This is a genomic window from Streptomyces odontomachicola, assembly GCF_039605595.1.
Lineage (GTDB): Bacteria > Actinomycetota > Actinomycetes > Streptomycetales > Streptomycetaceae > Streptomyces.
In genome coordinates this window covers 1-26064 of record NZ_JBCFOK010000024.1, presented here as the reverse complement: position 1 = coordinate 26064, position 26064 = coordinate 1, and the positions used below count along the sequence as shown (strand labels likewise).

The following is a 26064-nucleotide window of genomic DNA, read 5'->3' as shown; positions in this document are numbered from 1 at the left end:
CGAGTACCGGGGAGGCCCGTTTCATGCCCGAGGTTCGCCTGAGCGCGGGGACCGTCACGTACGAGGACACCGGGGGCGAGGGCACCGTCGTCGTCCTGCTGCACGGGGTCGCGATGGACGGTTCACTGTGGGACCGGGTCGTCTACGGGGAGCCGGGCGCGGGGGGCGGCGAGGGCACCGAGGGGCTGAGTGCTGCGTACCGGTGCGTGGTGCCGACGCTGCCGCTGGGCGGCCACGCCCGGCCGATGCGCCCGGACGCGGATCTGTCGGTACGGGGTGTGGCGCTGCTGGTCGCGGAGTTCCTGGAGTCGCTGGACCTGCGGGACGTGACGCTGGTGCTGAACGACTGGGGCGGCGCCCAGGCGCTGGTCGCCGAGGGGCGCGACGAGCGCGTCGGGCGGCTGGTCCTCACCTCCTGCGAGGCGTTCACCAACTACCCGCCCGGGCTGCCGGGCCGCAATCTCGGGCTGCTGGGGAAGATCCCGCGCGGCGCGGGCCTGGGGCTCGCGGCGTACGCGATGCGGCTGCGGCCCGCGCAGCGTCTGCCCATGACCTGGGGCTGGATGGCGAAGCGGCCGCTGCCGCCCGAGCTGGTGGACGCGTGGTTCCGGCCGCTGCGCACGAGCGCCGGGGTCCGCCGCGACCTGCACAAGTACCTGCGCGGGGTGCCGCAGCCCGCCGAGCTGGCGCGCTGGTCGGAGGCGCTGCGCGGGTTCGACCGCCCGGCGCTGGTGGCGTGGGCCGCCGAGGACAGGGTGATGCCGCCCGAGCACGGGCGCCGGCTCGCCGCGCTGCTGCCGCGTTCCTCGTACGCCGAGATCCCGGACAGCTACGCGCTGATCCCCCGGGACCAGCCGGCCCGGCTCGTCGCTGAGCTGCGCGCCTTCCTGGAGAACGGTCGTTCTCCCGGCTCGGGGGACGACCGGAGATGAATGTTCGCTGAGAATCGGCCCCGTACCGGAACCGCCTGTCCCGGTTCCCGCGTTTTCCCCCGGAGATGAACAGGACAGTCAGGCGCGCCTCCGTCGTGATCCTCGCTCTGGTGCTCGCCCTGCTGGTGCGGGCGACCTGGATGCAGGTGGTCGAGGGCCAGGCGCTCGCGGAGGACGACGACAACCGGCGGACGACCATCGAGCAGTACGGGAGTCCGTTCGGGGACATCATCGTGGGCGGCAAGCCGGTCACCGGGTCGAAGGAGGTCAACAGCGGGGACTTCAAGTACAAGCGCACCTATTCGCAGGGCGACCTGTACTCCGCCGTGACCGGTTACCAGTCGCAGGCGCGCGGTGCGACGCAACTGGAGGGGATCTACCAGGACGTCCTGGACGGCAAGGACGACCGGCTCAAGGACCCGATGGACGCGATCACCGGCGGGCACGCGAAGCCGGGGAACGTGATCACGACCATCGACCCCAAGGTCCAGCAGGCCGGTTACAAGACGCTCGGCAAGAAGAAGGGCGCTGCCGTCGCGATCGACCCGTCCAGCGGGAAGATCGAGGGCATGGTCAGCACCCCCTCCTTCGGCCCGTCCAAGATCAGCGGGAGCGGGGACAAGGACGCCGCCGCCTGGAACAAGCTGAGCAAGGACAAGAACCAGCCGATGCTCAACAGGGCACTGCGGCAGCCGGTCCCGCCCGGTTCCACCTTCAAGGTGGTGGTCGCCGCGGCCGCGCTGGAGGACGGGCTCTACTCCTCGGTGGACGAGAAGACCCACAGCCCGGACCCGTACACCCTCAAGGGCTCGCAGACCCCGCTGGACAACGAGAACAAGAGCGCGCCCTGCGAGAACGCGACGATCCGCACGGCGCTCAAGTACTCCTGCAACACCGTCTTCGCGAAGATGGCCGCCGACCTGGGCGCCGACAAGGTGCGCGCGCAGGCCGAGAAGTTCGGCTTCAACAACGACAAGCAGGACATCCCGGTCCGCGCGTACAAGAGCATCTACCCGAAGAAGATGGACGACGCGCAGACCGGGCTCTCGGGCATCGGGCAGTACGAGGTGACCGCGACGCCGCTCCAGATGGCGATGGTCTCGCAGGCCGTGTCGAACGGCGGCGAGCTCACCGACCCGCACATGGTCTCCCAGGTGCAGGACAGCGGCGGCACCGCGCTCCAGACGTACGGGGGCGACAGCAAGCGGGTCATGAGCGAGGGCGCGGCGACGCAGCTCAAGTCCGCCATGAAGACGGTGGTCGACTCCGGTACGGGGACGAACGCGAAGATCCCCGGCATGACCGTGGGCGGCAAGACCGGTACCGCGCAGCACGGCGTGGACAACTCCGGCACGCCGTACGCCTGGTTCACCTCCTGGGCGGAGAACAGCCAGGGCAAGAAGCTGGCCGTGGCCGTGGTGGTCGAGGACTCGGACGCGAAGCGCGCCGAGATCAGCGGCAGCGGTCTCGCGGGGCCCGTGGCCAAGGCCATGATGCAGGCGTCGCTCGGCTGAGACGTGGGGCCGGAGCGCACCCCCAGGCTCCGTCCCCCGATTCCGCGAAGGCCCCGCGCCGGCCGGTGACTCCGGCGCGGGGTCTTCGCTTTGCGCGCCTGTGATGTGTGCCTGTGATGTGTGCGGGCTATGTGGCGAAGGGGCAGCGCCGCACGTGCTCCAGATCCGCGTCCGAGGCCAAGCCCGCGTGATACAGCCGCAGCTCGGTCGCGCCCAGGTCGGCGGCGTGCGCGGCGTCTGCCGCCAGGCTCTCCGGGCTGCCGCCCATCCCCGACACGATGGGGAAGTTGGCCGCCAGGGTGCCGGCGCCCCGGCCTGCGGCGGCGAAGGGGGTCAGTGCCTCGGTCCGTTCCTCCGCTCCCCCGGCGCACGGGACCACCACGCCGTCGGCGTCCTCGCGCGCCTCGGCCGGGTCCGTGCCCGCGTTGGCGCCCGTGCGGTGCGCCGCCGGGTCGGCGTGCAGCAGCACCCTGAACTGCCCGGCGCCCTCCCGGGCCGCCCGTTCGCGCACCGCGGCGACCGCCTCGCGGCGCAGCCTCCGCGCGGCCGCGCCCCGCCAGCGCGCCACCGCCTCCGCGTACTCCCCCAACAGCTCGCCGATCAGCTCCCGTTCGCGGGCCCGCGAGGCGCCGGGCGCGGTCATCTCCGGGCGCTCGCCGCGCCACAGCGGCGCGAGTGCCCGGCGCACCTCCGTGCGCAGCCGCTCCGGGTCGGCGCCCTCGCCCTCGTACCCCGCGCGGCAGTGCTCGCAGAAGCAGAGCGACATCGCGTACTCGCCCGCGCCGCCCAGCTCCACGCCGCGCGTCTTGTCGTGCGCGTGCAGGTGGGCGAAGCCGTACCAGCCGCAGGACTCCAGCTCGGTGCCCTCCGCGCCGGGGCGCGCCCCGGCCTCCGCCGCGAGCGCGACCAGGTACTCGCGCACCCGCGGCTGCGCGACGCACGGCGCCCACGGATACCGGTCGCCATACGCGTTCTCCACCGTGAGCTGCGGGAACTCGCCGCCCAGCCGGGAGTCGTGCGCCAGCACCGCCCAGGAGTGCACCCGCAGCCCGGCCTCCGCCAGCGCCTCGGCCGCCTCGCCGAACGCGCCGCCCGGATGCCCGCTGACCGCCCAGTCCTGCTGCCCGCACGGCCGCAGCGCCCGGCCCTGCCAGTGCCGCGCCTCCGGCGGGTAGAGCACGGCGGAGTGCCGGGCGGTGACGACGCGGTGCGCCGGGTGGCGCGGGGTGAGCGCGCGGGTGGAGTGGTACGCGGAGGCGAGGGTGACCTGCCCGATCCCGAGTCCGGCGAGGCGCGGCGCGGCCTCCGGATCGCCGATCACGTCCCAGGGGTAGAGGAAGGCCGCGGCCCGCAGGGGACCGGCCCGTAGGGGGCCTCCCGGAGACGGCTGGGGGTTCGGCATGACGGACTCCTCGTACGGGCGGCGCGTCGGGGCGGGGAGCCGCGGCTGTCCACGACCGTGAAGCCGCGTCACGCTATGGCCGCGCTCTCGCGCCGGTCAACACATGCGTACGCGCGCGTTCCGCCCAAGTCACGCGCGGGCACGGCGCCTTGACGCCCCCACGCGGCCTCCCTAGCGTCGTGCCGGGCCGCCCCGTCGATCGCCCCATATCTGAACACCGTCCACGGATGGAGACCGCCGATGCCCGCTCCCCGCACCGTTCTGCTCACCGGCGCCGCCGGTGGCGTGGGCACCCTGATGCGCAGGCTGCTGCCCCCGTACGGGTACCGGCTGCGGCTTCTGGACCAGCGGCCGGTGCCGGAAGTGGAGGGTGACGGGACCGGCGCCGAGGAGACGTTCACCGCCGAGATCGGCGACCCGGCGTGCGCGGACACCCTGCGCGAGGCCGTCCGCGGCGTGGACGCGATCGTCCATCTCGCGGGGATCTCCCTGGAGTCCACCTTCGAGAAGATCCTGCGCGCCAACATCGAGGGCACGTACCGGCTGTACGAGGCGGCGCGCGAGGCGGGCGTGCGGCGCGTGGTGTTCGCCTCCTCCAACCACGCGGTGGGCTTCACCCCCGTACCGGACCCTGACGGAACCCCGATCCCGGCCGGCACCCCGCACCGCCCCGACACCTTCTACGGGCTCTCCAAGGGCTTCGGCGAGGACCTGGCGCAGCTCTACTGGGACCGGCACGGCATCGAGACCGTCTCGGTGCGGATCGGCTCCTGCTTCCCCGAGCCTTCTTCCGTACGCATGCTGTCCATCTGGCTCAGCCCCGAGGACGGCGCGCGGCTGCTGCACGCGGCGCTGACCGCGGAGGACGTCGGGCACACCGTCGTCTACGGCTCGTCCGACAACACCCGCCTGAACTGGGACCTGACCACGGCCCGCGCGCTGGGGTACGCGCCGCGCGACGACTCGGAGGAGTACGCGGCCAAGCTCATCGCCGAGCACGGGGACCTGGACCCGGAGAGCCCGGACGCGCGCTGGCTGGGCGGCAGGTTCTGCACGGACCCGCCCATCTGGCCGCACTGAGCGCGGGGCTGAGGGCAGGGGTTGCGCGTCCGCGCGCCGGGGAAGGTGGCGGCGGTGACCTCCCCCAATCCGACCTCCCGGGACGCCTCCCGGAACCTGACCTTCGTCGTCGGCACGGGCCGCAGCGGTTCGACGGCGCTCTCCCGCATCCTCCGGCTGCACCCCGACGTGCTCAGCCTGAACGAGCTGTTCGCCTGCGTGCAGAACGCGGCGATGAGCGAGGAGGCCCTGGACGGGCGGGAGTTCTGGGCGCTGCTCACCGCGCCCAACCACGTCTTCGACACCATGATCCGCAGCGGGGCGCCGCTTCCCGAGTTCCTCTACAACCGGCACCCGGAGTGGCGGTACTCGGCCGAGAAGGACGGCATCCCCGCCGTGAGCCTCATGCCGCTGCCCCATCTCTCGGACGCGCCCGACGCGTTGCTCGACTCGCTGGAGCCCGAGGTGCGCGGCTGGCCGACGCGGCCCGCTCCGCAGCAGTGGGAGGCGTTCTTCGAGGCGCTGGCCCGGCGCTGCGGAGGGGCGCGCGCCGCGGTGGAGCGCTCCGGGTACTCGTTGCACCATGTTCCGCTGCTGCGCCGCATGTTCCCGCGGGCGCGCTTCGTGCACCTCTTCCGGGACGGCCCCGACTGCGCGCTGTCGATGAGCCGGCACCCCGGTTACCGCATGATCCTGCTGCTGCGCGAGATCGCCGAGCGCTGCGGCGCCGGCCGGTCGCCCGGCGCCCTCGCGCAGCTCACGCCCGAGCAGGTCGCCGCGCTGCCGCCGGACCTCGCCGGGCTGCTCGGCGAGCGCTTCGACCGCGCGCTGGTGATGGAACGCCCGCTGGCCGCCGAACGGTTCGGCGCGCTGTGGTCCGAACTCGTCGCCGAGGGCGCCGGGTACCTGGAAGAGCTGCCGCAGGAGATCCGTACGACGCTCTCGTACGAGGAGCTGCTGGGCGATCCGCGCGGCGAACTCTCCCGGTTGGCCCGCTTCGTGGGGGTGGAACCGCTGCCCGGCTGGCTCGATGCGGGCGAGCGCCTCCTGGACTCCGGCCGCGCCGGCGCGGCGCTGCGGCTGCCCGCCGGGGAGCTGGAGGCGCTGCGGGAGAGCTGCGCACCAGGGATGCGGGTGTTGCGTACGGGACAACCAGGGGCCGGTGCACAGGCGTCCCCGTAGACATGATGGGGTCGCAACCGATCATCGCCATGCACACCCGGGGAGGACCAACCCGCCATGCACACCGCCCACTTCCTGCAGCTCGCCGCCCAGTCGGACGCCGATTCGGGAGGTGTCGACCTGTCAGGACTGCTGCACTCGGGGATCGTCAGCTGGATCATCCTGGGGCTGGTCGCCGGCACGATCGCCAAGGTGATCCTGCCGGGCCGCGACCCCGGCGGGATCCTGGGCACGGCGCTGACCGGCATCGCGGGCGCGTTCGTGGGCGGCTGGCTCTCCGCGACGTTCCTGGACAGGCCGATAGAGAACAACGTCGTCGACCCCGCACTGTGGATCTCCGCGATAGCGGGTTCCCTGGTGCTCCTGGTCCTCTACCGCATCTTCTTCGGCCACTCGCGAGAGCGGCACAGGTGAGGAGCGCTGCGCTGCGCCGCCGCACGACACCCCTGGCGGCCGCGGCCGGGTGAAGCGGCTCCACCCCTCTCCCGCCGCAGCGGGACGCGCGTACAGCGGCAGCGGCCGGCGGTGACAGCGGGGCCGCTCCGGAGCCGCAAGCGGGGCCGGACACGCACAGCGGTCAGGGTGCGAACGCGCGCCCCGGCGCTAGCGGGACCGGCGCAGCAAGCGGCTGCCCGGCGCCGACGCCCAGGGGCAGCGCGCCCCTTCGCAGCGCTCGCACGCGGCCGAGTGCCCCTCCCGTACGAGGGGCCGTGGCGGACCACCCGCCGCGGCCCTCGCAAAGGAACTGCAAAGCTCGGCCAGTCGTTAGCTTCGGCATGACCGCGATGACTCCTGGCTCCAACCTCCCGCTGACCGCGGCCCGCGTGGCGGTGGAGGTCACTGCTCCGACCCGGCTCGACGTGTCGGGACTGCTCCTCACCGAGGGCGGCAAGGTCCGCTCCGACGAGGACTTCGTCTTCTACAACCAGCCCTCGGGTCCCGGGGTGACCCACAGCGGCGGGGGCAGCGCGGACACCATCACGGTGGACACCGCCGCGGTGCCCGCCGAGGTGGACAAGGTGGTCGTCACCGCCAGCCTGGACGCCCCCGGCGCCACCTTCGCGGGCACGGAGCCGACGGCCACCGTCCGCGACGCGCAGACCCGGGCCGTCATCGCCACCTTCACCCCGCCGCAGCTCGGTCAGGAGACCGCCCTGGTGGTGGTCGAGGTGTACCGCAGGGGCGGCGCGTGGAAGGTGCGCGCCGTGGGCCAGGGTTATGCGAACGGCCTCGGCGGCATCGCCTCCGACTTCGGCGTGAACGTCGAGGAGCCCGCCGCCGCACCCGAGCCCCCGCAGGCGCCCCAGCCGCCCCAGCCCCCGGCCGCACCGCAGGCGCCCGCCGCGCCCCAGGCACCCCAGCCTCCGCAGGCCCCCGCTCCGCCGCAGTCACCGGCCCCGCCCCAGGCGCCCGCGGCCCCGCAGATGCCGCAGGCGCCCCAACCCCCGCAGGCGCCCCAACCCCCGCAAGCGCCCCAGCCCCCGCAGGCACCGCAGCCGCCCCAGACTCCGCAGGCCCCCGCCGCACCGCAGCCGCCCGCCGCGCCCGCTCCCCCGCAGGCGCCCGCACCCGCCGGCGGCGGGAAGATCAATCTGGACAAGGGCCGGGTCAGCCTCCAGAAGAACCAGACGGTCTCGCTCACCAAGGGCGGTCAGCCCATGCTCACCTCGGTGCGCATGGGCCTGGGCTGGGAGCCGGTGTTCCGCGCGGGCAAGCGCGCCAAGGACATCGACCTGGACGCCTCGGTCATCGCGTACGACGCCAACCGCAAGAAGATCGACGCCTGCTATTTCGGCAAGCTCGCCATCCTGCGCGGCGTCATCCAGCACTCAGGGGACAACCTCACCGGCGAGGGCGCGGGCGACGACGAGAGCATCACCGTCCACCTCGGCGACCTGCCCCCGCAGGTCACGGGCCTGGTCTTCACGGTGAACTCCTTCTCCGGCCAGAAGTTCACCGACGTCGCCAAGGCGTACTGCCGCCTGCTGGACGGCGCGGGCAACGAGCTCGTCCGCTTCGATCTCACCAACGCCGAGCCGCGCACGGGCGTGCTGATGTGCAAGATGATCCGCCAGTTCTCCGGCGAGTGGGAGATGACCGCACTCGGGGAGTACGTGGACTCGCGCACCGTACGCGGCATGGTCAAGCCGGGAGCCGCCGCGCTGTGACCCACGCGGCCGCGCCCCCAACCGTCAGGAGGCGCGGCCGCCCTCCTCACGCCCCCAGCTCGATGCGCCGGATGTCCTTCACGATCACCAGATAGCTGACCACGGCCAGCGCCGCGCACACGCTGACGAAGGCGAGCGCCAGGTCGAAGGAGCCGGTGGCGTCCAGCAGATAGCCGATGACCAGCGGCGTCACGATGCCGGCCAGCGCGCCGAAGGTGTTGAACAGTCCGCCGGCGAGCCCCGCGATCTCCTTCGGCGCGACATCGGACATCACGGCCCAGCCCAGCGCGCCCATGCCCTTGCCGAAGAAGGCCAGCGACATGATCACGACGACGAGCCAGGACGACGTCACGTAGTTGCACACGATGATGCCGGTGGACAGCAGCAGCCCGGCGACGATCGGGATCTTGCGCGCTGCGGTGACGCTCAGCCCGCCGCGCGCCAGCCGGTCGGAGACGTACCCTCCGAGCACCCCGCCCACGAAGCCGCACAGCGCGGGCAGCGAGGAGACGAAGCCCGCCTCCAGGATGTCCATGCCGCGCTCCTGCACCAGGTAGACGGGGAACCAGGTCAGGAAGAACCACGTGATCGTGTTGATGAAGTACTGGCCCACGAAGGTGCCCAGCGTCGTGCGGTTCCGCAGCAGGAAGGCCATGTGCCGCAGGTTCTCCCGGCCCGCGGTGACAGCCTTCGCGCGGGCGTCCTCCTCCGCGGTGGGCGCGTCCAGGTCCACGAGCGCGCCCCCGTCCTGGAGGTGCCGCAACTCGCCCTCGCCCAGCCGCGGATGGCTGCGCGGCGGGTGGATGACCCGCGTCCACACCAGGGCCAGTACGACGCCGACGCCCCCGACCACGGTGAACACGTGCTGCCAGCCCAGCGCGGTGACCAGCCAGCCCATCAGCGGCGCGAAGGCGACGGTGGCGAAGTACTGCGCCGAGTTGAAGAGCGCCGAGGCGAAGCCCCGCTCCCTCGTGGGGAACCAGGCCGCCACGATGCGGGAGTTGCCGGGGAACGAGGGCGCCTCCGCGACGCCGACGGCGAAGCGCAGCGCGAAGAGCAGCACGACGGCCGCGCCCGCGAAGAAGCCGATGGCCCCCTGCAGCATGGTGAACAGCGACCACAGGAAGATCGCGGCCCCGTACACCCGCTTCGATCCGTACCGGTCCAGCAGCCAGCCGCCGGGTATCTGCGCCACCAGGTACGACCAGGAGAAGGCGGAGAAGAGCAGCCCCAACTCGGCGGAGCTGATGTGCAATTCGCGCTGCATCGCGTCGCCCGCGATGGAGAGCGTGGAGCGGTCGGCGTAGTTGACCGTGGTGACGGCGAAGAGCATCGCCAGGATCAGATAGCGCAGCCGCCCGGCGTGCGCTGCGGCCTTTTCGCGCGGGGTACGCGGTGGATGCGGGGCGGTGGTGGTCGCGGGCTCGTCCTGCCTGTCGGTGTCGGACACGTTCGGTCTCCCTGGAACTGGGGGCGGCGGCACTGCCGCGTGTGGTCCGGGCCACATCGCCGGTGGCTGCGTTGACCGTAGGGACCGTTCCGATGCGCGTCCATGTCGAATTTTGTTGGTTGTGATGCGCGTTGGGCATCACCGGACGTCCCGGGAGGGGCGGTACGCCTCACAGGTGCCGCAGCAGCGCGTCCAGCGCCGGGTTGTCGTTGTTCCTCCGCCAGACCAGGTCGAGTTCGACAGGGCGGGGGTCGGGCAGGTCCAAGGCGCGGTAGACGAGGCCGCCGTACCGGATGCGGGTGGCCGACTCGGGGACCAGGGCCGCGGCCCAGCCGGTGTCCACGAGCGCGAGCATGCTGTGGATCTGGCTCAGGTACTGGGTGAACACGGGCCGCACGTGCGCCGCGCGGAAGATCCCGATCAGCAGCTCGTGGAAGTACCTGGCCTCGATCGGCGAGTACATCAGCAGGCTCTCCCCGTCGAGGTCCCCCACCCCGAGCGGCCCTTCGCACGCGGCCAGCCGGTGCCCCTCGGGGAGCGCGGCGACCAGCCCCTCGCGCACGGCGGGCCGGGTGGTCAGCTCGGCGCTGATCGCGGAGGGCCGTATCAGCCCCAGATCGAGCGCCCCTTCGCCGAGCGCCTCCAACTGGTCCCGGGTGACCAGCTCATGGAGCATGATCTCCACATCGGGCGCCGCCGAGCGCGCGGTCCCCAGCAGGTCCCCGAGCGCGGAGTAGGCGCCCGCCGCGGTGAACCCGAGCGCGATCGCCCCCGCCTCCCCGGTGGACACGCGGCGCACGGCGAGGGTGGCGTCCTCGGTCTGGCGCAGGATCCGGCGCGCCTCGGAGAGGAAGGCGCGGCCCGCGGGGGTGAGCCGCACGGAGCGGTTGGTGCGGTCCAGCAACTGCACCCGCAACTCGTTCTCCAGGAGCTGTATCTGGCGGCTCAGGGGCGGCTGGGTCATGCTGAGCCGTTCGGCGGCGCGGGTGAAGTGCAGTTCCTCCGCGACGGCGACGAAGCTCGTGAGCTGAGCCAAGGTGAACATCGATGCTCTTCCGGTATCCGTGAATGCAAAATCTATGTTGGACGTGGATCAATCGGCGACCGTAGCGTCCCCAGAAGCGAACGGCGACCCCTTGCGCAGCACCGCCGCGCCTCCGCACACCGCCTCACTTCAGGGACAGATGCGATGACCACGACGCACACGCTCAGGGCCGCACACTCCGCCGACTCCGCGAGGGGGACCGCGTCCGACATGATCCGCCGGCTCCGCCTCTCCTCCGTACTCCTCCCGCTGGCCGTCCCGGTCAGCGACGCCAAGGTGCTGACGGGACGTCAGAAGCCCATGACGGAGGTGGCGTTCCTCTTCGTGGAGATCGCCACCGAGCAGGGGTACGAGGGCGTCGGCTTCGGCTACTCCAAGCGCGCGGGAGGCCCGGGGCAGTTCGCGCACGCCAAGGAGATCGCCGAGGCGGTGATCGGCGAGGACCCCAGCGACATCGGGAAGCTCTGGACGAAGCTCGTCTGGGCCGGCGCCTCGGTGGGCCGCAGCGGGCTGGCCACCCAGGCGATCGCCGCCTTCGACGTGGCCCTGTGGGATCTGAAGGCCAAGCGCGCCGGGCTCCCCCTCGCCAAGCTGCTCGGCGCCCACCGCGACGCGGTGCGCTGCTACAACACCTCGGGCGGCTTCCTGCACACGCCCACCGAAGAGGTGCTGGACAACGCGGAGGCCGCGCTCGCCGAGGGCATCGGCGGCGTGAAGATCAAGGTGGGGCACCCGGAGGGCGCGCGTGACCTGGAGCGGCTGGCCGCGGTGCGCGAGCGCATAGGAGACGGCGTACCGCTGATGGCCGACGCCAACCAGCAGTGGGACCGGCCGACGGCGCGCCGCATGGGCCGGGCGATGGAGGAGTTCGGGCTCGTGTGGCTGGAGGAGCCGCTCGACGCGTACGACGCGCAGGGGCACGCGGCGCTCGCCGCCTCCCTCGACACCCCCATCGCCACCGGCGAGATGCTGGCGAGCGTGGCCGAGCACGCCGAGCTGATCCGGCACGGCGCGGCCGACGTGCTCCAGCCCGACGCGCCCCGCATCGGCGGCATCACGCAGTTCCTCAAGCTCGCGGCGCTCGCCGAGCACCACCACCTGCAACTGGCCCCGCACTTCGCGATGGAGATCCACCTGCACCTGGCGGCGGCCTACCCGAGCGAGACGTGGGTCGAGCACTTCGACTGGCTGAATCCGCTCTTCGAGGAGCGGCTGGAAACGGAGGGCGGGCGCATGCTGGTACCGGCGCGCCCAGGACTCGGCTTCACCCTCAGCGAGCAGGCGCGCGCCTGGACGGTCGCCACCCACGAGGAGGGGGCACGCCCGTAACGCGCACGCGCCCGCACACACCGGGACACCCGCACGCGCTCACGCCCGCACCCGCTCAACTGTCACAGCCACGGCGTACGTTGACCTCACGACCCCCAGGAGCAGACACCGCATGGCCTCCCTCACCCCGGCAGAACTCGGGCGCCGCCTCGGCTCAGGGCTGCTGTCCTTCCCGGTCACCCACTTCAAGGACGACGACCTCTCCTTCGACGGGCCCGCGTACCGCGAGAACATCGCCCGGCTCTCCAAACACGACGTCGGCGGGCTCTTCGCGGCGGGCGGCACCGGCGAGTTCTTCTCGCTCACGCCCGCGGAGGTGCGCGAGGTCGTCGCCGCGGCCGTGCGGAGCGCCCCCGAGGGCACCCCGATCGTGGCGCCGGCCGGCTACGGCACCGCGATGGCCGCCGAGTTCGCCGCCGAGGCCGAACGGGCGGGCGCCGACGGCGTGCTGCTCTTCCCGCCGTACCTCACCGAGGCGAGCCAGGAGGGCCTCGCCCGGCACGTGGAGGCGGTCTGCCGCGCCACCTCGCTGGGCGTCGTCGTCTACAGCCGGGCCAACGCGGTCTACACGGACGTGACCCTGGCCCGCCTCGCCGAGTCCTGCCCCAACCTCATCGGGTACAAGGACGGCGCGGGCGACATCGACGCCATGACCCGCATCCACGCCAGGCTCGGCGACCGGCTCACGTACATCGGCGGGCTGCCCACGGCGGAGACCTACGCGCTGCCGTATCTGGAGCTGGGCGTCACCACCTACTCCTCGGCGATCTTCAACTTCCTGCCGGAGTTCGCCCTCGCCTTCTACGAGGCGGTACGGGAGCGGCGGCACGAGGACGTGCGGCGGATGCTCAACGGCTTCGTGCTCCCCTACACCGCGATCCGCGCGCGCCGCCCCGGCTACGCGGTGAGCATCGTGAAGGCCGGGATGACCGCGACGGGGCACCACGCGGGCCCGGTGCGGCCGCCGCTGACCGATCTGACCCCGGAAGAGCGCGGGGAACTCGGCACTCTCCTCGCCTCGCTGCCACACTGATCGCATGTCGAGCATCTACCGCGGAGAAGCGACGCTGATCAGCGAGGGAGTCCGCATCCCGGTCGAGGCCGCCCTCTACACGCACGACAGGGGCCCGGAGTCCACCTGGTCGGGGACCCTGCGGTCCGTCGACCCCGAGACACCGCTCTGGGTGGAGCTGGAGGGCGACACCGCGAGGATCCGGCTGCCGGACGGGCGCGAGGGCTCGGTCCTCATCCAGGGCTCGGGCTTCGGCCCCGTACAGGTCGCGGGAGACGGACCAGAACCCTCCTGACCTGCGGAAACAGCAGCACAACAGCGTCAGGGCACTAAGAGGGCCCCGCCGACGGGGGAGCAGCGGGGCCCGGCTCACCATTGTGGCAGAGAACGAACGGGGCGGCAGGGGCCTCGGCTTAATCTCCAATGAGAACTTCCGGACGCCCCTCCGCCCCCTCCCCCATTCCGTACGGATTCCTGCTGACGAATCCCCGCGTACGGATCTCCCCGTACGACCTCGCCGTACGACCTCTCCGTACGGCCGCCCTCAGCAGACGCCGTCGCCCGGCTTGGGGTTGCCCAGGCCGAACAGCGGCCGCAGCCTGAGCCCGGCCCAGGTGCCCAGCAGCGCGACCGCGCCCCAGATCCAGCCGTGCAGGCTGCCGGAGGCGATGCCCGCGAGGTACGCGCCGATGTTGCAGCCCCCGGCCATCCGGGCGCCGATGCCCATCAGTACGCCGCCGAGCACGGCGGCCACGGCGGTGCGCCACGGGATGCCGCGGTGCAGCGTCCACACACCGCCAGCGGCGGCGGCCACGGCGGCGCCGATCATGATGCCGAGGTTCGTGAGGCTGGTCTTGTCCGCGAGCACCGGGCCCGAGAACTGCGCCGCGTTCTCGGGCTGCTTCCAGAAGGCCCAGGTCTCGGGCGAACCGCCGAGCACGCCCACCAGCTTGCTCCCCCAGAGCGCGAAGGCGCTGGTCACACCCCATGCGCCGCCGGACACCAGGAGCACGCCCGCGCCGAGCACGGCGAGCACGATCGCGCCGGCGGCCAGCGGCCAGGAGCCGCGCAGCACCCGGGCCGCCGCGCCGCGCGCGGAGGGCGGTGCGCCGACCGGCGGCGGGTTGCGGCGGGCCTGCACGCGCCGGGCGATCACGTACACGAGGGCGAGCGCGGCGATCGTGACCGCCCAGGAGCCGAACCAGCCGACGTGGTCGGAGAGGAGTACGGGGTCGAGCGCGGGCAGCCCGTTCCAGAGGGAGAACTGCCAGGCGGCGAGCGTCGACCCGAGGACGAAGCCGCCGAGGGTCAGCACGATCGCGCTCTGCCCCGAGCCGACCGCGAAGAGCGTGCCCGAGGCGCAGGCGCCGCCGAGCTGCATCCCGATCGCGAACAGGAAGGCGCCGACCAGCAGCGCGATGCCGAGCGGGCCCGCGCTGGGTTCGGGTGCCGAGCCGAAGAGGCCCGTGCCGGTGCCGATCACGAGCGCGAACAGCGTGGCCGTGGTGCCGAGCAGCAGGGTGTGGGCGCGCAGCCCGGTCCCGTTGCCGACGGCGATCAACTGCCGCCAGGCGGAGGTGAAGCCGAAGCGCGAGTGGAAGAGGCCGATGCCCAGGCCGATGCCGAGCAGCAGCAGGACGCCGGGCTTGGCGCCGTGCGCGCTCCACACGTACGCGGTGAGCCCGGCCCCGAGCACCCCCGCGACGGCGAGCGGCACCCGGCGCACCGCGGGCAGCGGAGCGGGTTCCGGCGCGGGCGAGCTGGTCGGCGAGGGCGTGAGCAGGGAGCGGCGGGGCGCCGCCGTCTCAGGGGATCCGGTCCCGGAGGGGGCGGGAGGGGCGGAGGTCACAGGTGTCTCCGGAGAAGAGCAGGTGGGGGTTCGGATGCGGGGGCCCGGAACGGGGCGCGGGGAGGGCACGGAACGGGCGTGGGGAGCCCCGGGAGTTCCGGGAAAGGGGTCTCAGCGGAGACAGAGTGCGTCGTCGACGCTCCACGCGGTGGCCGCGAAGAGCGTGAGCGCGAGCTCGCGTGCGGGTCCGAACATGCGTGCCACGGTAAGGCAGCGAGGCATGCACACGGCAGAATGTCTCATTTTGCGAGACACGGGCGTGAGACGGAGGAGGGGCGAATGGGGGACGGATGTGCGCGTGGCGGGACCCTGGACCGGCCGGGCGCAGCGCGCGTAGGTTGCCCGGACCCGCCGAACTCCCCCACAGGAGGCCGCAGTTGACCCCCACGTCTCATGCCGGCGCAGGACCCACCGTGCGCGTCGAGCGCGCGGGCCAGGTGGCCACCGTCGTGCTCGCGCGCCCCGAGTCCAGGAACGCCGTGGACGGGCCGACCGCCGCGGCGCTGGCCGGCGCCTTCCGGGAGATCGAGGCCGACCCGGAGACGCGGGCCGCGGTGCTGTGGGGCGAGGGCGGCACGTTCTGCGCGGGCGCCGATCTGAAGGCCCTGGGCACGGACCGCGCGAACCGGGTCGCCGAGGACGGCGACGGGCCGATGGGCCCGACCCGCATGCGGCTGTCCAAACCCGTGATCGCCGCGGTCGCCGGGCACGCCGTCGCGGGCGGCCTGGAGCTGGCGCTCTGGTGCGACCTGCGGGTGGTGGAGGAGTCCGCCGTGTTCGGCGTGTACTGCCGGCGCTGGGGCGTGCCGCTGATCGACGGCGGCACGGTGCGGCTGCCGCGCGTCGTGGGCTCGGGCCGCGCGGCCGACATGATCCTCACAGGGCGCACCGTGCGGGCCGGCGAGGCGTACGACATGGGGCTCGCCAATCGCCTCGTACCGCCGGGCACCGCGCGCAAGGCAGCGGAGGAGCTGGCCGCCGAGCTGGCCCGCTTCCCGCAGACCTGCCTGCGCGGGGATCTCGCCTCGCTGCGCGCGCAGGAGGGGCTGCCCGAGCGGGAGGCGATGGAGGCCGAACTGCGGTACGGGGCCGCCTCGTTGGAGGAGGCACTGGAGGGCGCGGCCCGGTTCGCCGAGGGTGCGGGGCGGCACGGAGCGCCCTGACGCGGCGCGTGCACACCGCAGCACACGGCGTTGATCACAACTATTGACGTGACCACGACCACGGGCGAGGGTTGCCGCTCGGACGACTGTGCGTGTACGGCCCACGAACTCCGGAGGCGCCCGTGTGCGATCTGCATGACCACAATGAGCATTCACACGAAGCGATAGCCCGAAGCGGCATGAGCAGACGTCAGATCATGCAGATGCTCGGCGCAGCGGGAGTGGCCACGACGGCCGCCGGTGGAGCCGTCGCCGGTGCGGATCCGGCGGTGGCCGCGGCCGCGACGGAACCCGCGGGCATGGAGGCGGGGGACGACTACAAGCCGCCGCACGGGCTCGCCGAGGACTCGGCGGCGAAGAAGTCGGCGCTCGCGTGGATTCAGCAGCAGGAGGAATCCATCCTCGGTCTCAACGACGAGATCTGGGAGAACGCGGAACTCAGCCTCAAGGAGTGGAAGTCCTCGCTCGCCCAGGCGGAATTCCTGGAACGCGCGGGATTCCATGTGGAGTTCGGCACCGCCGGCTTCCCCACCGCGTTCACCGCGACCTTCACCCGCGGCTCGGGCGGCCCGGTGCTCGGCTTCAGCGGCGAGTACGACGCGCTGCCGGGGCTCTCCCAGAAGAAGGGCGTCGGCCACCACGACCCGCTGGTCTACGAGCACGACCCCTTCCACCCCGGCTACGGCGCCGGACACGGCTGCGGCCACGCGGCGCTCGGCACGGCGGCAGCGGCAGCCGCGGCGGCGGTCGCCCGCGCGGCCGAGCGGCACAGGCTGGACGTCACGGTGAAGTTCTTCGGCTCGACCGCCGAGGAGCAGATCATCGGCAAGACCTACGCGGTCAGCAAGGGCGTGTACGACGGCCTCGACGCCTTCCTCGACTGGCACCCCTCCACCGGCAACGCGACCGGCTGGGAGACCACCAACGCCATGACGGCGGTGACCTTCACCTTCCTCGGGGTGGCGGGCCACGGCGGCACCCCGCTGGGCAACAAGAGCGCGAGCGACGCGGCCGTGATGATGGCGACCATGTCGGAGTTCCTGCGCGAGGAGAGCATGGCGCCCTCGGCGCGGCTGCACTGGGTGATCAGCAACGGCGGGGACATCCCCAACGTCACGCCGGAGATCGCGCAGATCGCGTACTACGTGCGCGAGGGCAGCCCCGAGCGGGTGCAGTCGCTGCTGGAGAAGGTGATCGCGGTCTCCGAGGCGGCGGCCAAGGCGAGCCGCACCACCGTCTCGCACCGCATCACCTCGGCCTGCTGGAACCAGCTCCCCTCCCGCTCCTTCGCCGAGCTCATGCACGAGAACATGCGGCGGATCGGTCCGCCGAAGTTCTCCGCCGAGGCGCAGCAGCTCGCCAAGGACCTGCAGAAGTCGCTCGGTCTCCCGGAGAAGGGCCTGCAGAAGGACCTCACCCCGCTCAAGCCGCCCAACCCGCTCTTCCTGGGCGGCGGTTCGACGGATGTGGCCGACATAAGCTGGCAGGTGCCGACCGTGTCCATGGGCACCGCGCTGGCCCCCGTCGGCACCAAGATGCACACGTGGTCGACCGCCGCCTGCACCGCCGCGGCGCCGGGCCACGCGGCACTGCTGTCGGCGGCCAAGTACCTCGCGGCGACCGCCGTCGACCTGATCACCCAGCCGGAGCGGCTCAAGGCGATCAGGAAGGAGTTCGAGGAGCGGCGCAAGGGCGTGGACTGGAAGACCTCGCTCCCCGAGGGCTACGAGCCGCCGATGTACGAGCCGCCCGCCTGGTTCCTGGAGAAGACGAAGCAGAAGTGGCCGCCGGACAACATCACCTGGCCCCCGCACCGGGTGGTGAGCCGCGAGAAGTTCTCCTCCCTGGGCCCGGAACTGGAGCCCCAGAAGTAGGAACCCGGCGGGCCCCGTGAGGGGGAATGCCCGCCCTGGGAGCGACATGAGCCGTGTGCGGCGGGGCGGCGTGCGGTAGATCTACGGCATGCCGCTCTCCCGCCGCCTCGCGCTCCCCCTCCTCACCGTCGCCGCCGTGGGAATGCTCGCCGCCTCCCCCGCGGCCGCCGCGCCCTCTCCCCGTACACCGGGCATCGCCGAACTCTCCGCTCAGCGCGTGGAGTTGGCCGACAAAGTAGCCGCCGCGAAATGGGGCACGGACAAGCCCATCGACGACCCGGCGCGCGAACAGGCGCTGCTGGAGGACGTGGCCCAGAGGTCCGCCGGCATGGGCCTCGACCCGGACGAGGCGACCGCCGTCTTCCGCGACCAGATCGAGGCCAACAAGAAGGTGCAGCGCGGCCTGTTCGCGCGGTGGGACGCGCACCCGGACGAGCGCCCCGACCGCCGCCCCGACCTGGCCAAGGAGGTGCGCCCCGCGCTGGACCGCCTCACCGACCGCCTGCTCGCCGCGCTCCGCGGCACCGAGGAGGCCCGGCACAGCCCCACGTGCACGGCGCGCGTCGCCCACGGCACGCTGCGCACCGCGCACGCGCACCACTTCGACGCGCTGCACGCCGCGGGCCTGGAACGCGCCGTGCGCTCGGTGTGCGCGGACCGGCACTGAGCGGCAGCCGTACGCAGGCGCCGCTGACCAGCGCCGACCTCCCCGTACACAGACAGCACCCGTACGCCGCCCCGCTCAGCCCTCGCGGCGCCAGGGGCCGGTGATCGCGAACATGATGCCCGGCTCCTGGATGTTGGCGAACAGCGTGCCGCCGTCGGCGGAGAAGCACACGCCGGTGAACTCGCTGTACTCGGGCTCGTCCCCGGTCCCGTTGTTGAGCTGGTTGCGGACCAGCGGGTACGTGACCCCCTTCTCCGTCACCCCGAACAGGTGCTGCAGCCCCTCGCCGTCCTCCGCGAGGATCAGCCCGCCGTGCGGGGACACCGTGATGTTGTCGGGGCCGTCGAGGGTGTCCGGCTTGTCCGGGTCCCTGTTCACGCCGAGGAGCACCTTGAGCGTCAGGGTGCGGTGCCGCGGATCGTAGAACCAGACCTGCCCGTCGTGCGGAGTGCCGGGGCTGTCGCCCTCGTGCGCGTACGAGGACACCACGTACGCGCCCCCGTCGGCCCACCACATGCCCTCCAGCTTCCGCCCGCGGGTCACGTCCTGCGCGCCGAACTGCTGCCGCACCGGCTTCTCCTGCGCGTCGCGCTCCGGCACCTCGATCCAGTCCACCCCGTACACCGTGCCGGGCTTCGCGGCGCGCGCGAGGTCGTCCACGAACTTCCCGCCCGCGTCGTAGCACTTCATGGCCTGGAGCACCCCCGCGTCGCCGGCCAGCGTGCGCAGCTTTCCGCGGCCGTGGGTGAAGCCGCGCGGCGGGGTCCAGCGGTAGAAGAGGCCGTTGGGCTTGGAGGCGTCCTCGGTCAGATACAGATGCCCGCGCCGCGGATCCACCACCACGGCCTCGTGGTCGAACCGCCCCAGCGCCTTCACCGGCTTCGGGTTCCGGTTGGCCCGCTTGTCGTGCGGGTCCACCTCGAAGACGTAGCCGTGGTCCTTGGTCATGCCGTTCTGGCCGGCCTTGTCGGTGTTCTCCTCGCAGGTCAGCCACGTACCCCAGGGGGTCGCGCCGCCCGCGCAGTTGGTGGAGGTGCCGGCGATGCCGACCCACTCGGCGACGTGCTCGCCCTCGCCGCCCGAGACCTCGACGACGGTGCACCCGCCGGAGGCCGCCGGGTCGTACACCAGCCCCTCGGCGAGCGGCACCGGATGCTCCCACTTGCTCCTGGGGCCCTTGAGCTCGTGGTTGTTGACCAGCAGCGTGCTGCCGCGCGGCCCGGCGAAGGCGGCGGTGCCGTCGTGGTTGGAGGGGGTGGGCTCGCCCGACTCCAGCTTGGTCCTGCCGCTGTGCGTGAGGACCCGGTAGGTGAACCCCTCGGGGAGCGCGAGCAGTCCCTCGGGGTCGGGCACCAGCGGCCCGTACCCGGGACCGCCCGCGGGAACCCCGGCGGACGCGCCGGTCAGCCCGCCGGGAGCCGTGGTCAGCACCCCCGCGCTCCCGACGAGCGCGACCCCGGCACCGGCGACGGCGGAACGCTTGGCGAAGTCTCTCCGGCTGAGCGGACTGCGCGACATGGTCAACTCCTAGCTGGCATACGCCGTATCAGGCGCACCACACCCTGCCGCCCAACGGGGAACCCCCGCTGAACACCAGACGAAAACCGGAGAGAGAATCCGCCGCAGCGGAAAGCGCCCCCAGGCCGACGGCCCGGCGGTAAAAGCGCATCAGGCCCGGGGCTCGGGGCGAAGCCCCGATATCGCAACCCCACACACAAAGGGAGCGGGAAGCCAAAAGCTCCCCGCTCCCAAAGGCAACGGGGGCTGGGCCCCCGCGCACATCCGCCGCGTCAGCGGCTCCGCGCCTTGAACGCCGCCTTCCGCGCCTCCTTGGCCGCCCCCTTGTCCGGGTGGACCCGCCCCATGGCCTCCAGCACGTCGCCGGTCGCCGGGTGGTCCGCGCGCCACGCCTTGTCGAAGAACCCCGTGTGCTGCCCCACCAGGCTCTCGACGAGACCCCGCAGTTCGTCGTGCTCCGCGTCCTCCGGCTCGTCCCCCGCCTGCCCCAGGTGCGCGGCGATCGTGTCGATGGTCAGCCAGAACACCATGTCCTCGTCGGGCTGCGGCACGTCCTGCGCGCCGCGCTCGGCGAGCCACACCCGGGCGAGACCGCCCAGTTCGCGGTCGTCCAGCACCTCGCGCAGCGCCGGCTCGGCCTCAGGACCCGCCACCGCGAGCGCCTGCTGGCAGGCCAGCCGCCGCATCGGCGCGCTGTCGTCCGCGCCGCGCGCCGCCGCCAGGAGCTGCCGCGCCGCGTCCACGGTGTCCCGGCCCGCGAGCCAGCCCTCCACCTCGGTCTGCGCGTTGGGCTCGGAGTACGAGGGCAGCGCGGCCAGCAGCTTGTCGGCCCCCGCCCCGGCCAGGTCGCCGACCCGCGGCGCGTCCACACCGGCGGAGAGCATCCGCTCCCGTACCCCGTACAGGCCGAGCGTGGTCAGGCGCACCATCCCGTACCGGGTGATGTCCTCCTCCTCGCCCTCGGGCAGCTCCGGCAGCCCGGCGGCCTCCGCGTCGTCGACGTCGACCATCAACGCCTCGTCCACGGGGTGGTATTCGATCAGCCCGGTGGGCTCCAGCACCCGGAACATGTCGTCGAGCCGCATCAGCACCGAGGACACCTGCTCCAGCACCTCGGCGTCCGGCTGCTCCATCTCGTCCGGCACCACCATGGAGGCGGCCAGCATCGGGAGCGGCACGCTCTCCTCGTTGCCGACGGCGCCGTCCGTGACGGAGAGCAGATACAGGTTGCCGAGGGCGCCGTCGAGGAACTCCGACTCCTGCTCCGGGTTCCAGTCCAGCGCGTCCAGGTCGATGGAGTCCGGGTCGATCTGCCCGTCCTCGCCGACCGCGCCCTCCAGGTCGCCGAGCAGGTCCTCGAAGCTGGGCGTCGCCGCGTCCATCAGGACCGTCTCAAGACCGTCCTGCCACACGCCCAGCACGTCGGAGGGGCTGCCGGTCAGCCGCTCCAGCTCCTCGCCGGGGGTGGCCGCGCCCACCGGCTCGTCGTTCTCCGGCCCGGAGTCCCCGTCCCCTCCGGCCTCCTCCTCGTGCTCCTCGACCTCCAGCAGGCCGGTCTCCACGGCGAGGTTCCACGCCTCGGCCGCGTACACCGGGCCGTTCTCGTCCTCGCCCAGGCCGAGACGCTCGACGGCCTCCTTGAGCTGGGGGGCGAGGAGTTCGCCCCCGGCGCCGACCGGGACGCCGGCGCCCTCGCCCGACCACCGCGCCAGCTTCGCGGCCCGGGTGAACAGCGGCGCGGCGAGCGCGTCCCTGGCCAGCTCGGCTTCGGACGGCAGCCGCACGGGCGGCATGGTGGGACGGTCGTCTCCGGACATCTGCGCGTTCATCTCCTACTGGTCCTACGGGGTGCGACCTACCGGGGCGGACGGTGCAGGCCCCAGCGTAGACGGGATGTGTACCGCGCTGCCCGAATCGTGTGCTTGGCACCGGAGCCGCACCGCGTGCACGCCCCGGCGCCCCCGGGACGGCGGTCGTGCTCCGTACCGCGCCGCTCTGTGCGCACCACTGCACCACTGCCGCGCCCGCGCGTCCAACTCGCCGCACCACGAGCCGACTTGATCCAGCAAACTCCTTGACAACCGCCGTTTCCCCGCCAGGCTTTACCCGCGTAGAAAATGTGCCGCGCAGACCTGTGGCGCAGAGGGCGCGGGGTGCCCCGCGGAGCGCCCGGCGGCCTCCGCCGTCAACGTCGCGCGCCCGACGCACCACGAACGGCACGTACACCGCGTACACCGCACAGACCACGTACACCGAGCACGTGCGACACCTTCCCCACCCCCACCGGAGGCCCCGTTGCCGACCCGCTCCCGTCTCGCCCGCACCACCGCGCTCACCGCGGCGGCGCTCTGCTCCTCGCTGCTCCTGCTGCCCGCCGTGTCCTCGGCGACGCCCGCCGCGCAGGCCGCGCTCACCGGCCAGCGCATCCACGACATCCAGGGCACCACCAGGGTCTCCCCGCTCGCCGGGAGACAGGTCGCCGAGGTGCCCGGCGTCGTGACCGCGATACGCGGCTTCGGCTCGGCACGCGGCTTCTGGTTCCAGGACCCCTCACCGGACGGCGACCCGTCGACCAGTGAGGGGATCTTCGTTTTCACCGGCGAGAAGACGCCGCAGGTCAAGGCGGGCGACGAGGTGCGGGTCACCGGCAAGGTCGCCGAGTTCTACCCGGGCGGCCAGAAGGGCGGCTTCCAGTCCGTCACCCAGCTCACCGGCGCCACCTGGAAGACCGTCGCGAAGAACCGCCCGCTGCCCCGCGCGGTGCGCCTCACTCCCGACCGAATACCGGAGACGTACGCGCCGGACGTGGGCGGCAAGAGCATCGAGGACAGGAAGCTGCGCCCCTCCTCGTACGCGCTCGACGCCTACGAGTCCCTGGAGGGCATGCGCACCTCGGTGCGGGACGCGCGGGTCACCGGCCCCACCTCGAAGTACCACGACCTGTGGGTCACCACCGACCCGAAGCAGCGGCCCACCCCGCGCGGCGGCACCCTGTACGACGCGTACTCCCACCAGAACGGTGCGCGCGTGAAGGTCTCCTCGCTCATCCCCTTCGAGGAGCGGAAGTTCCCCGAGGCGAACGTCGGCGACGAGCTGCGCGGCACCACCGAGGGCCCGCTGGACTACGACAACTTCGGCGGGTACGCGGTCCGGGCGACCGCCCTGGGCGCGCACGAGGACAACAAGCTCGCGCGCGAGAAGACCCGCAAGGCGCGCGGCGACGAGCTGTCCGTGGCCACGTACAACGTGGAGAACCTCTCCCCCAAGAGCGAGCCCGCCAAGTTCGAGCGCCTCGCCGAGGCGTTGGTGCACAACCTGGCCTCGCCCGACGTCGTCGCCGTCGAGGAGGTGCAGGACGACTCGGGCCCGGCGGACGACGGAACGGTCGGCGCGGACAAGACGCTCAAGCAGCTCACCGACGCGGTCGCCAAGGCGGGCGGGCCGCGCTACGCGTACCGGCAGATCAGCCCCGAGGACGGCGCGGACGGCGGCCAGCCCGGCGGCAACATCCGGGTCGCCTTCCTCTACAACCCGGAGCGCGTCTCCTTCGCCGACCGCAAGGGCGGCGACGCCACCACCCCGGTCAAGGTCGAGAAGCGCGGCGGCAAGCCCGCGCTCTCCGCGAACCCCGGCCGGATCGCCCCGCAGGACGAGGCATGGAAGGCCAGCCGCAAGCCGCTGGCCGGCGAATTCCGCTTCCGCGGCCGCCCGTTCTTCGTGATCGCCAACCACTTCAGCTCCAAGGGCGGCGGCGACCTGGACGGCGACCAGCCGATGGACGGCGTGCACCAGCCGCCGGCCCGCCACTCCGAGCCGCAGCGCGTCGAGCAGGCGAAGCTGGTCAACTCCTTCGCGCGGGAGCTGCGTTCGGCCGACCCGAAGGCCGCGGTCTTCGCCGCTGGCGACTTCAACGACTTCGCCTTCTCGCCCGCGCTCAAGACGCTGCGCTCCGGCAACGCGCTGACCAGCCCCATGAACGAGCTGCCGGCCGCCGAGCGCTACGGCTATGTCTTCCAGGGCAACTCGCAGACCCTCGACCACATCCTCACCAGCCCGGGTACGGGCCGCGTGGAGTACGACATCGTGCACATCAACGCCGAGTTCCACGACCAGTCCAGCGACCACGACCCGTCGGTCACCCGCACCAGGCTGCACTGAGGGCCGTAGCATGTCACCCATGTCCCAACACGCCCCAGAAGACGGCCCGTTCCGCACCCGTCTCACCATGCGCAGCACCGACGAGGACACCAACGGCCATGTGCGCGGTTCGGCCTACGTGGAGTACGCGGACCAGGCGCGGTGGGAGTGCGTACGGGAGGCCGGCATCTCCACCGACGAGCTCGCGGCCGCGCGGCTCGGCCCGGTCAACCTGGAGACCACGGTCCGCTTCCACCGCGAGCTGCGCGCGGGCGAGGAGATCGAGATCTCCTGCGTCTTCCACTACGGCGAGGGCAAGACCTCCCGCGTGGAGCAGGAGCTCCGCCGCACCTCCGACGGCGAGCTCTGCGCTACGGTCGCCAGCGTGGGCGGCATCCTCGACCTCGAGTCCCGCCGCCTGGTCCCCGACCCCGCGTCGGTGTGGCGCAAGTACGCGACGCGGCCGGGGCTGATGGGCGTACGGGCGGAGTGAGCCGCGTACGGACCCGCGGCGCGCGGCGGGTCACTACGGCAACCGTCGTCTTCGGCCACCCCGTCGACATGACCAAGACCCTCATGGGTTTCGAGCTGTCCACGGAGGACTTCCCCCGGGAGTCCTGAACTCCCCTTGCGCGGGCTGCCGTTCGTCGCCCGCGCCCGCGTCGCGCTCCTCACCCGCACCCACCAGGTCGCGGGCGAGGAGCGCGGCGCCTGCCACCGCGCCGGGCATCAGGAGCACCATCAGCGGCGGGAACACCACCAGCGGCAGCCCGAAGCCGATGCCGAGGCCCTTCCGCGCACGCAGCATCCGCAGGCGCTCCCGTACGGGGATGCCGCGCCGTTGCAGGGCTACGGAGCTCAGTTCCAGGGTGAGGAAGAAGCCGGCGACGCAGAAGCCGAGGGCGGGGATCACGCTCTGGCCGATCACGGGGACGAAGCCGAGGAGGAACAGCGGCACCGTGAACAGCAGCATCCGCGAGAGCACGAAGAGGCTGTCGCGCACCGCGTTCCACAGCTCGCGCCACAGCGGCAGGTCCGGGCCCTCGGGGCAATGCCCCTCCGCCTTCTCGACCTCCTCGGAGAGCTTCTCGTAGAAGGGGTCGCCGATCAGCAGCGTGATCGCGGCGAAGGCGACGACCGCGAGGGCGAGCGCGGCGGCCCACAGCAGTACGGCGAAGAGGACGCCGAACGCGGTCTCCAGGGGCAGGCCCCAGCCGCGGGCCAGCGACTCGGCCCAGGCGGCGAGGTCGCCGGTGAAGAAGCCGAGGGTGGTGAAGGCGGCGGCATACAGCACGAGTGTCAGCAGCGCGGGCAACAGCCCGAACCCGAACCACCGCGTATGCGAGAACACCCACCGTTGCCCTCGCCCGAAGTACCCCACCCCAGCAACAAGATCACCCATACCCGCAGCCTAGTCGGCCCTCCCCGCTCAAGTACGGCCGATGCACGTGGCCGCTTTGCTCGCTGCGCGCCGCGAGCCCTCCCCACTGAGGTGTGGGCGTGCGTTCCGCTGGGGCGGAACGGGCGGGCACACCGGAACCGCCAGCCGCGAGGCCCCGTCCCCCACGCACCCAAGTCCCGCGCTCGCCGCGAGCGTTCACGGGGCTGCGCCCCGGGCCCCGTTGACAACGTGGTTGCGGGAGGCCGGGGGGGCGCAAGTCCGGTTGTGCCCCCCCCGTTCCGCCCCGACGGAACGACTGCCCATAACCTCGCAAGCGAGGACACGGACCGCAGCCCACAGCCCCGTACGGGGAGGGGAAGCG

21 protein-coding genes are annotated in these 26064 nt (G+C 72.6%); 14 read left to right on the top strand and 7 right to left on the bottom strand.

Translation table 11 applies throughout. The features are described from left to right. Positions 1–23: 23 nt before the first annotated feature. Entirely contained in the window at positions 24–932 is a 909-nt protein-coding gene (locus ABEE00_RS32465; protein WP_345749356.1) for an alpha/beta fold hydrolase, read from the top strand. Positions 933–997: 65 nt separating this feature from the next. Continuing rightward, entirely contained in the window at positions 998–2446 is a 1449-nt protein-coding gene (locus ABEE00_RS32460) for a penicillin-binding transpeptidase domain-containing protein (protein WP_345749355.1), read from the top strand. 127 nt (positions 2447–2573) lie between these two features. On the opposite strand, the gene ABEE00_RS32455 is transcribed toward ABEE00_RS32460, so the two are convergent. Then, on the bottom strand, positions 2574–3800 hold the full coding sequence (locus ABEE00_RS32455) for a hypothetical protein (protein WP_345749415.1): 1227 nt from the start codon (positions 3798–3800) through the stop codon (positions 2574–2576). A 288-nt stretch (positions 3801–4088) separates the two neighbouring features. Here ABEE00_RS32455 and ABEE00_RS32450 point away from each other — a divergent pair, with 288 nt between their 5' ends. The 4 genes from ABEE00_RS32450 to ABEE00_RS32435 all read left to right on the top strand — a co-directional run bounded on the left by ABEE00_RS32450 (position 4089) and on the right by ABEE00_RS32435 (position 8257). Next, positions 4089–4928: an NAD-dependent epimerase/dehydratase family protein gene (locus ABEE00_RS32450; RefSeq protein WP_345749354.1), complete on the top strand. Its 840-nt coding sequence runs from the start codon at positions 4089–4091 to the stop codon at positions 4926–4928. A gap of 54 nt (positions 4929–4982) precedes the next feature. Beyond that, on the top strand, positions 4983–6089 hold the full coding sequence (locus ABEE00_RS32445) for a sulfotransferase family protein (protein ID WP_345749353.1): 1107 nt from the start codon (positions 4983–4985) through the stop codon (positions 6087–6089). Positions 6090–6146: 57 nt separating this feature from the next. Beyond that, positions 6147–6503: a GlsB/YeaQ/YmgE family stress response membrane protein gene (locus ABEE00_RS32440; RefSeq protein WP_451918721.1), complete on the top strand. Its 357-nt coding sequence runs from the start codon at positions 6147–6149 to the stop codon at positions 6501–6503. 371 nt (positions 6504–6874) lie between these two features. Beyond that, positions 6875–8257: a TerD family protein gene (locus ABEE00_RS32435; RefSeq protein ID WP_345749413.1), complete on the top strand. Its 1383-nt coding sequence runs from the start codon at positions 6875–6877 to the stop codon at positions 8255–8257. A 46-nt stretch (positions 8258–8303) separates the two neighbouring features. On the opposite strand, the gene ABEE00_RS32430 is transcribed toward ABEE00_RS32435, so the two are convergent. Together ABEE00_RS32430 and ABEE00_RS32425 are read right to left on the bottom strand one after the other, a co-directional pair. Further along, positions 8304–9707, bottom strand: coding sequence for an MFS transporter (locus tag ABEE00_RS32430; RefSeq protein WP_451918720.1), 1404 nt, complete (start codon positions 9705–9707; stop codon positions 8304–8306). 169 nt (positions 9708–9876) lie between these two features. Further along, complete coding sequence (locus ABEE00_RS32425) at positions 9877–10752, bottom strand: LysR substrate-binding domain-containing protein (RefSeq protein WP_345749352.1); 876 nt, start codon at positions 10750–10752, stop codon at positions 9877–9879. Between the two features lie 144 nt (positions 10753–10896). On the opposite strand from ABEE00_RS32425, the gene ABEE00_RS32420 reads away from it, so the two are divergent. The 3 genes from ABEE00_RS32420 to ABEE00_RS32410 all read left to right on the top strand — a co-directional run bounded on the left by ABEE00_RS32420 (position 10897) and on the right by ABEE00_RS32410 (position 13388). Then, entirely contained in the window at positions 10897–12081 is a 1185-nt protein-coding gene (locus ABEE00_RS32420) for an L-talarate/galactarate dehydratase (RefSeq protein ID WP_345749351.1), read from the top strand. A 112-nt stretch (positions 12082–12193) separates the two neighbouring features. Further along, on the top strand, positions 12194–13114 hold the full coding sequence (gene kdgD / locus ABEE00_RS32415) for a 5-dehydro-4-deoxyglucarate dehydratase (RefSeq protein WP_345749350.1): 921 nt from the start codon (positions 12194–12196) through the stop codon (positions 13112–13114). Positions 13115–13118: 4 nt separating this feature from the next. Beyond that, the gene (locus tag ABEE00_RS32410; RefSeq protein WP_345749349.1) at positions 13119–13388 is read left to right on the top strand and encodes a hypothetical protein; all 270 of its coding nucleotides are present in this window, start codon (positions 13119–13121) and stop codon (positions 13386–13388) included. A gap of 249 nt (positions 13389–13637) precedes the next feature. Here ABEE00_RS32410 and ABEE00_RS32405 read toward each other — a convergent pair whose 3' ends face one another. Beyond that, complete coding sequence (locus tag ABEE00_RS32405; RefSeq protein WP_345749348.1) at positions 13638–14942, bottom strand: YeeE/YedE family protein; 1305 nt, start codon at positions 14940–14942, stop codon at positions 13638–13640. A gap of 377 nt (positions 14943–15319) precedes the next feature. Between ABEE00_RS32405 and ABEE00_RS32400 the strand changes: the two genes are divergently transcribed. The 3 genes from ABEE00_RS32400 to ABEE00_RS32390 all read left to right on the top strand — a co-directional run bounded on the left by ABEE00_RS32400 (position 15320) and on the right by ABEE00_RS32390 (position 18646). After that, positions 15320–16105: a crotonase/enoyl-CoA hydratase family protein gene (locus tag ABEE00_RS32400; protein WP_345749347.1), complete on the top strand. Its 786-nt coding sequence runs from the start codon at positions 15320–15322 to the stop codon at positions 16103–16105. Between the two features lie 179 nt (positions 16106–16284). Beyond that, positions 16285–17979 (top strand): amidohydrolase, encoded by a 1695-nt coding sequence (locus ABEE00_RS32395; RefSeq protein ID WP_345749346.1) that lies wholly within the window; start codon positions 16285–16287, stop codon positions 17977–17979. Positions 17980–18067: 88 nt separating this feature from the next. Next, the gene (locus tag ABEE00_RS32390; protein ID WP_345749345.1) at positions 18068–18646 is read left to right on the top strand and encodes a chorismate mutase; all 579 of its coding nucleotides are present in this window, start codon (positions 18068–18070) and stop codon (positions 18644–18646) included. Positions 18647–18721: 75 nt separating this feature from the next. Here the strand turns inward: ABEE00_RS32390 and ABEE00_RS32385 are convergent, their stop codons facing one another. Together ABEE00_RS32385 and ABEE00_RS32380 are read right to left on the bottom strand one after the other, a co-directional pair. Then, entirely contained in the window at positions 18722–20164 is a 1443-nt protein-coding gene (locus tag ABEE00_RS32385) for an alkaline phosphatase PhoX (protein ID WP_345749344.1), read from the bottom strand. A 272-nt stretch (positions 20165–20436) separates the two neighbouring features. Beyond that, positions 20437–21981, bottom strand: coding sequence for a hypothetical protein (locus ABEE00_RS32380; RefSeq protein ID WP_345749343.1), 1545 nt, complete (start codon positions 21979–21981; stop codon positions 20437–20439). 478 nt (positions 21982–22459) lie between these two features. Between ABEE00_RS32380 and ABEE00_RS32375 the strand changes: the two genes are divergently transcribed. Beyond that, complete coding sequence (locus ABEE00_RS32375) at positions 22460–24322, top strand: endonuclease/exonuclease/phosphatase family protein (RefSeq protein ID WP_345749342.1); 1863 nt, start codon at positions 22460–22462, stop codon at positions 24320–24322. 19 nt (positions 24323–24341) lie between these two features. Then, positions 24342–24794 carry an acyl-CoA thioesterase gene (locus ABEE00_RS32370; protein WP_345749341.1) on the top strand — a complete coding sequence of 151 codons (453 nt, stop codon included), beginning with the start codon at positions 24342–24344 and terminating at the stop codon, positions 24792–24794. Positions 24795–24875: 81 nt separating this feature from the next. On the opposite strand, the gene ABEE00_RS32365 is transcribed toward ABEE00_RS32370, so the two are convergent. Beyond that, on the bottom strand, positions 24876–25703 hold the full coding sequence (locus ABEE00_RS32365; protein WP_345749340.1) for an EI24 domain-containing protein: 828 nt from the start codon (positions 25701–25703) through the stop codon (positions 24876–24878). Positions 25704–26064: the final 361 nt, after the last annotated feature.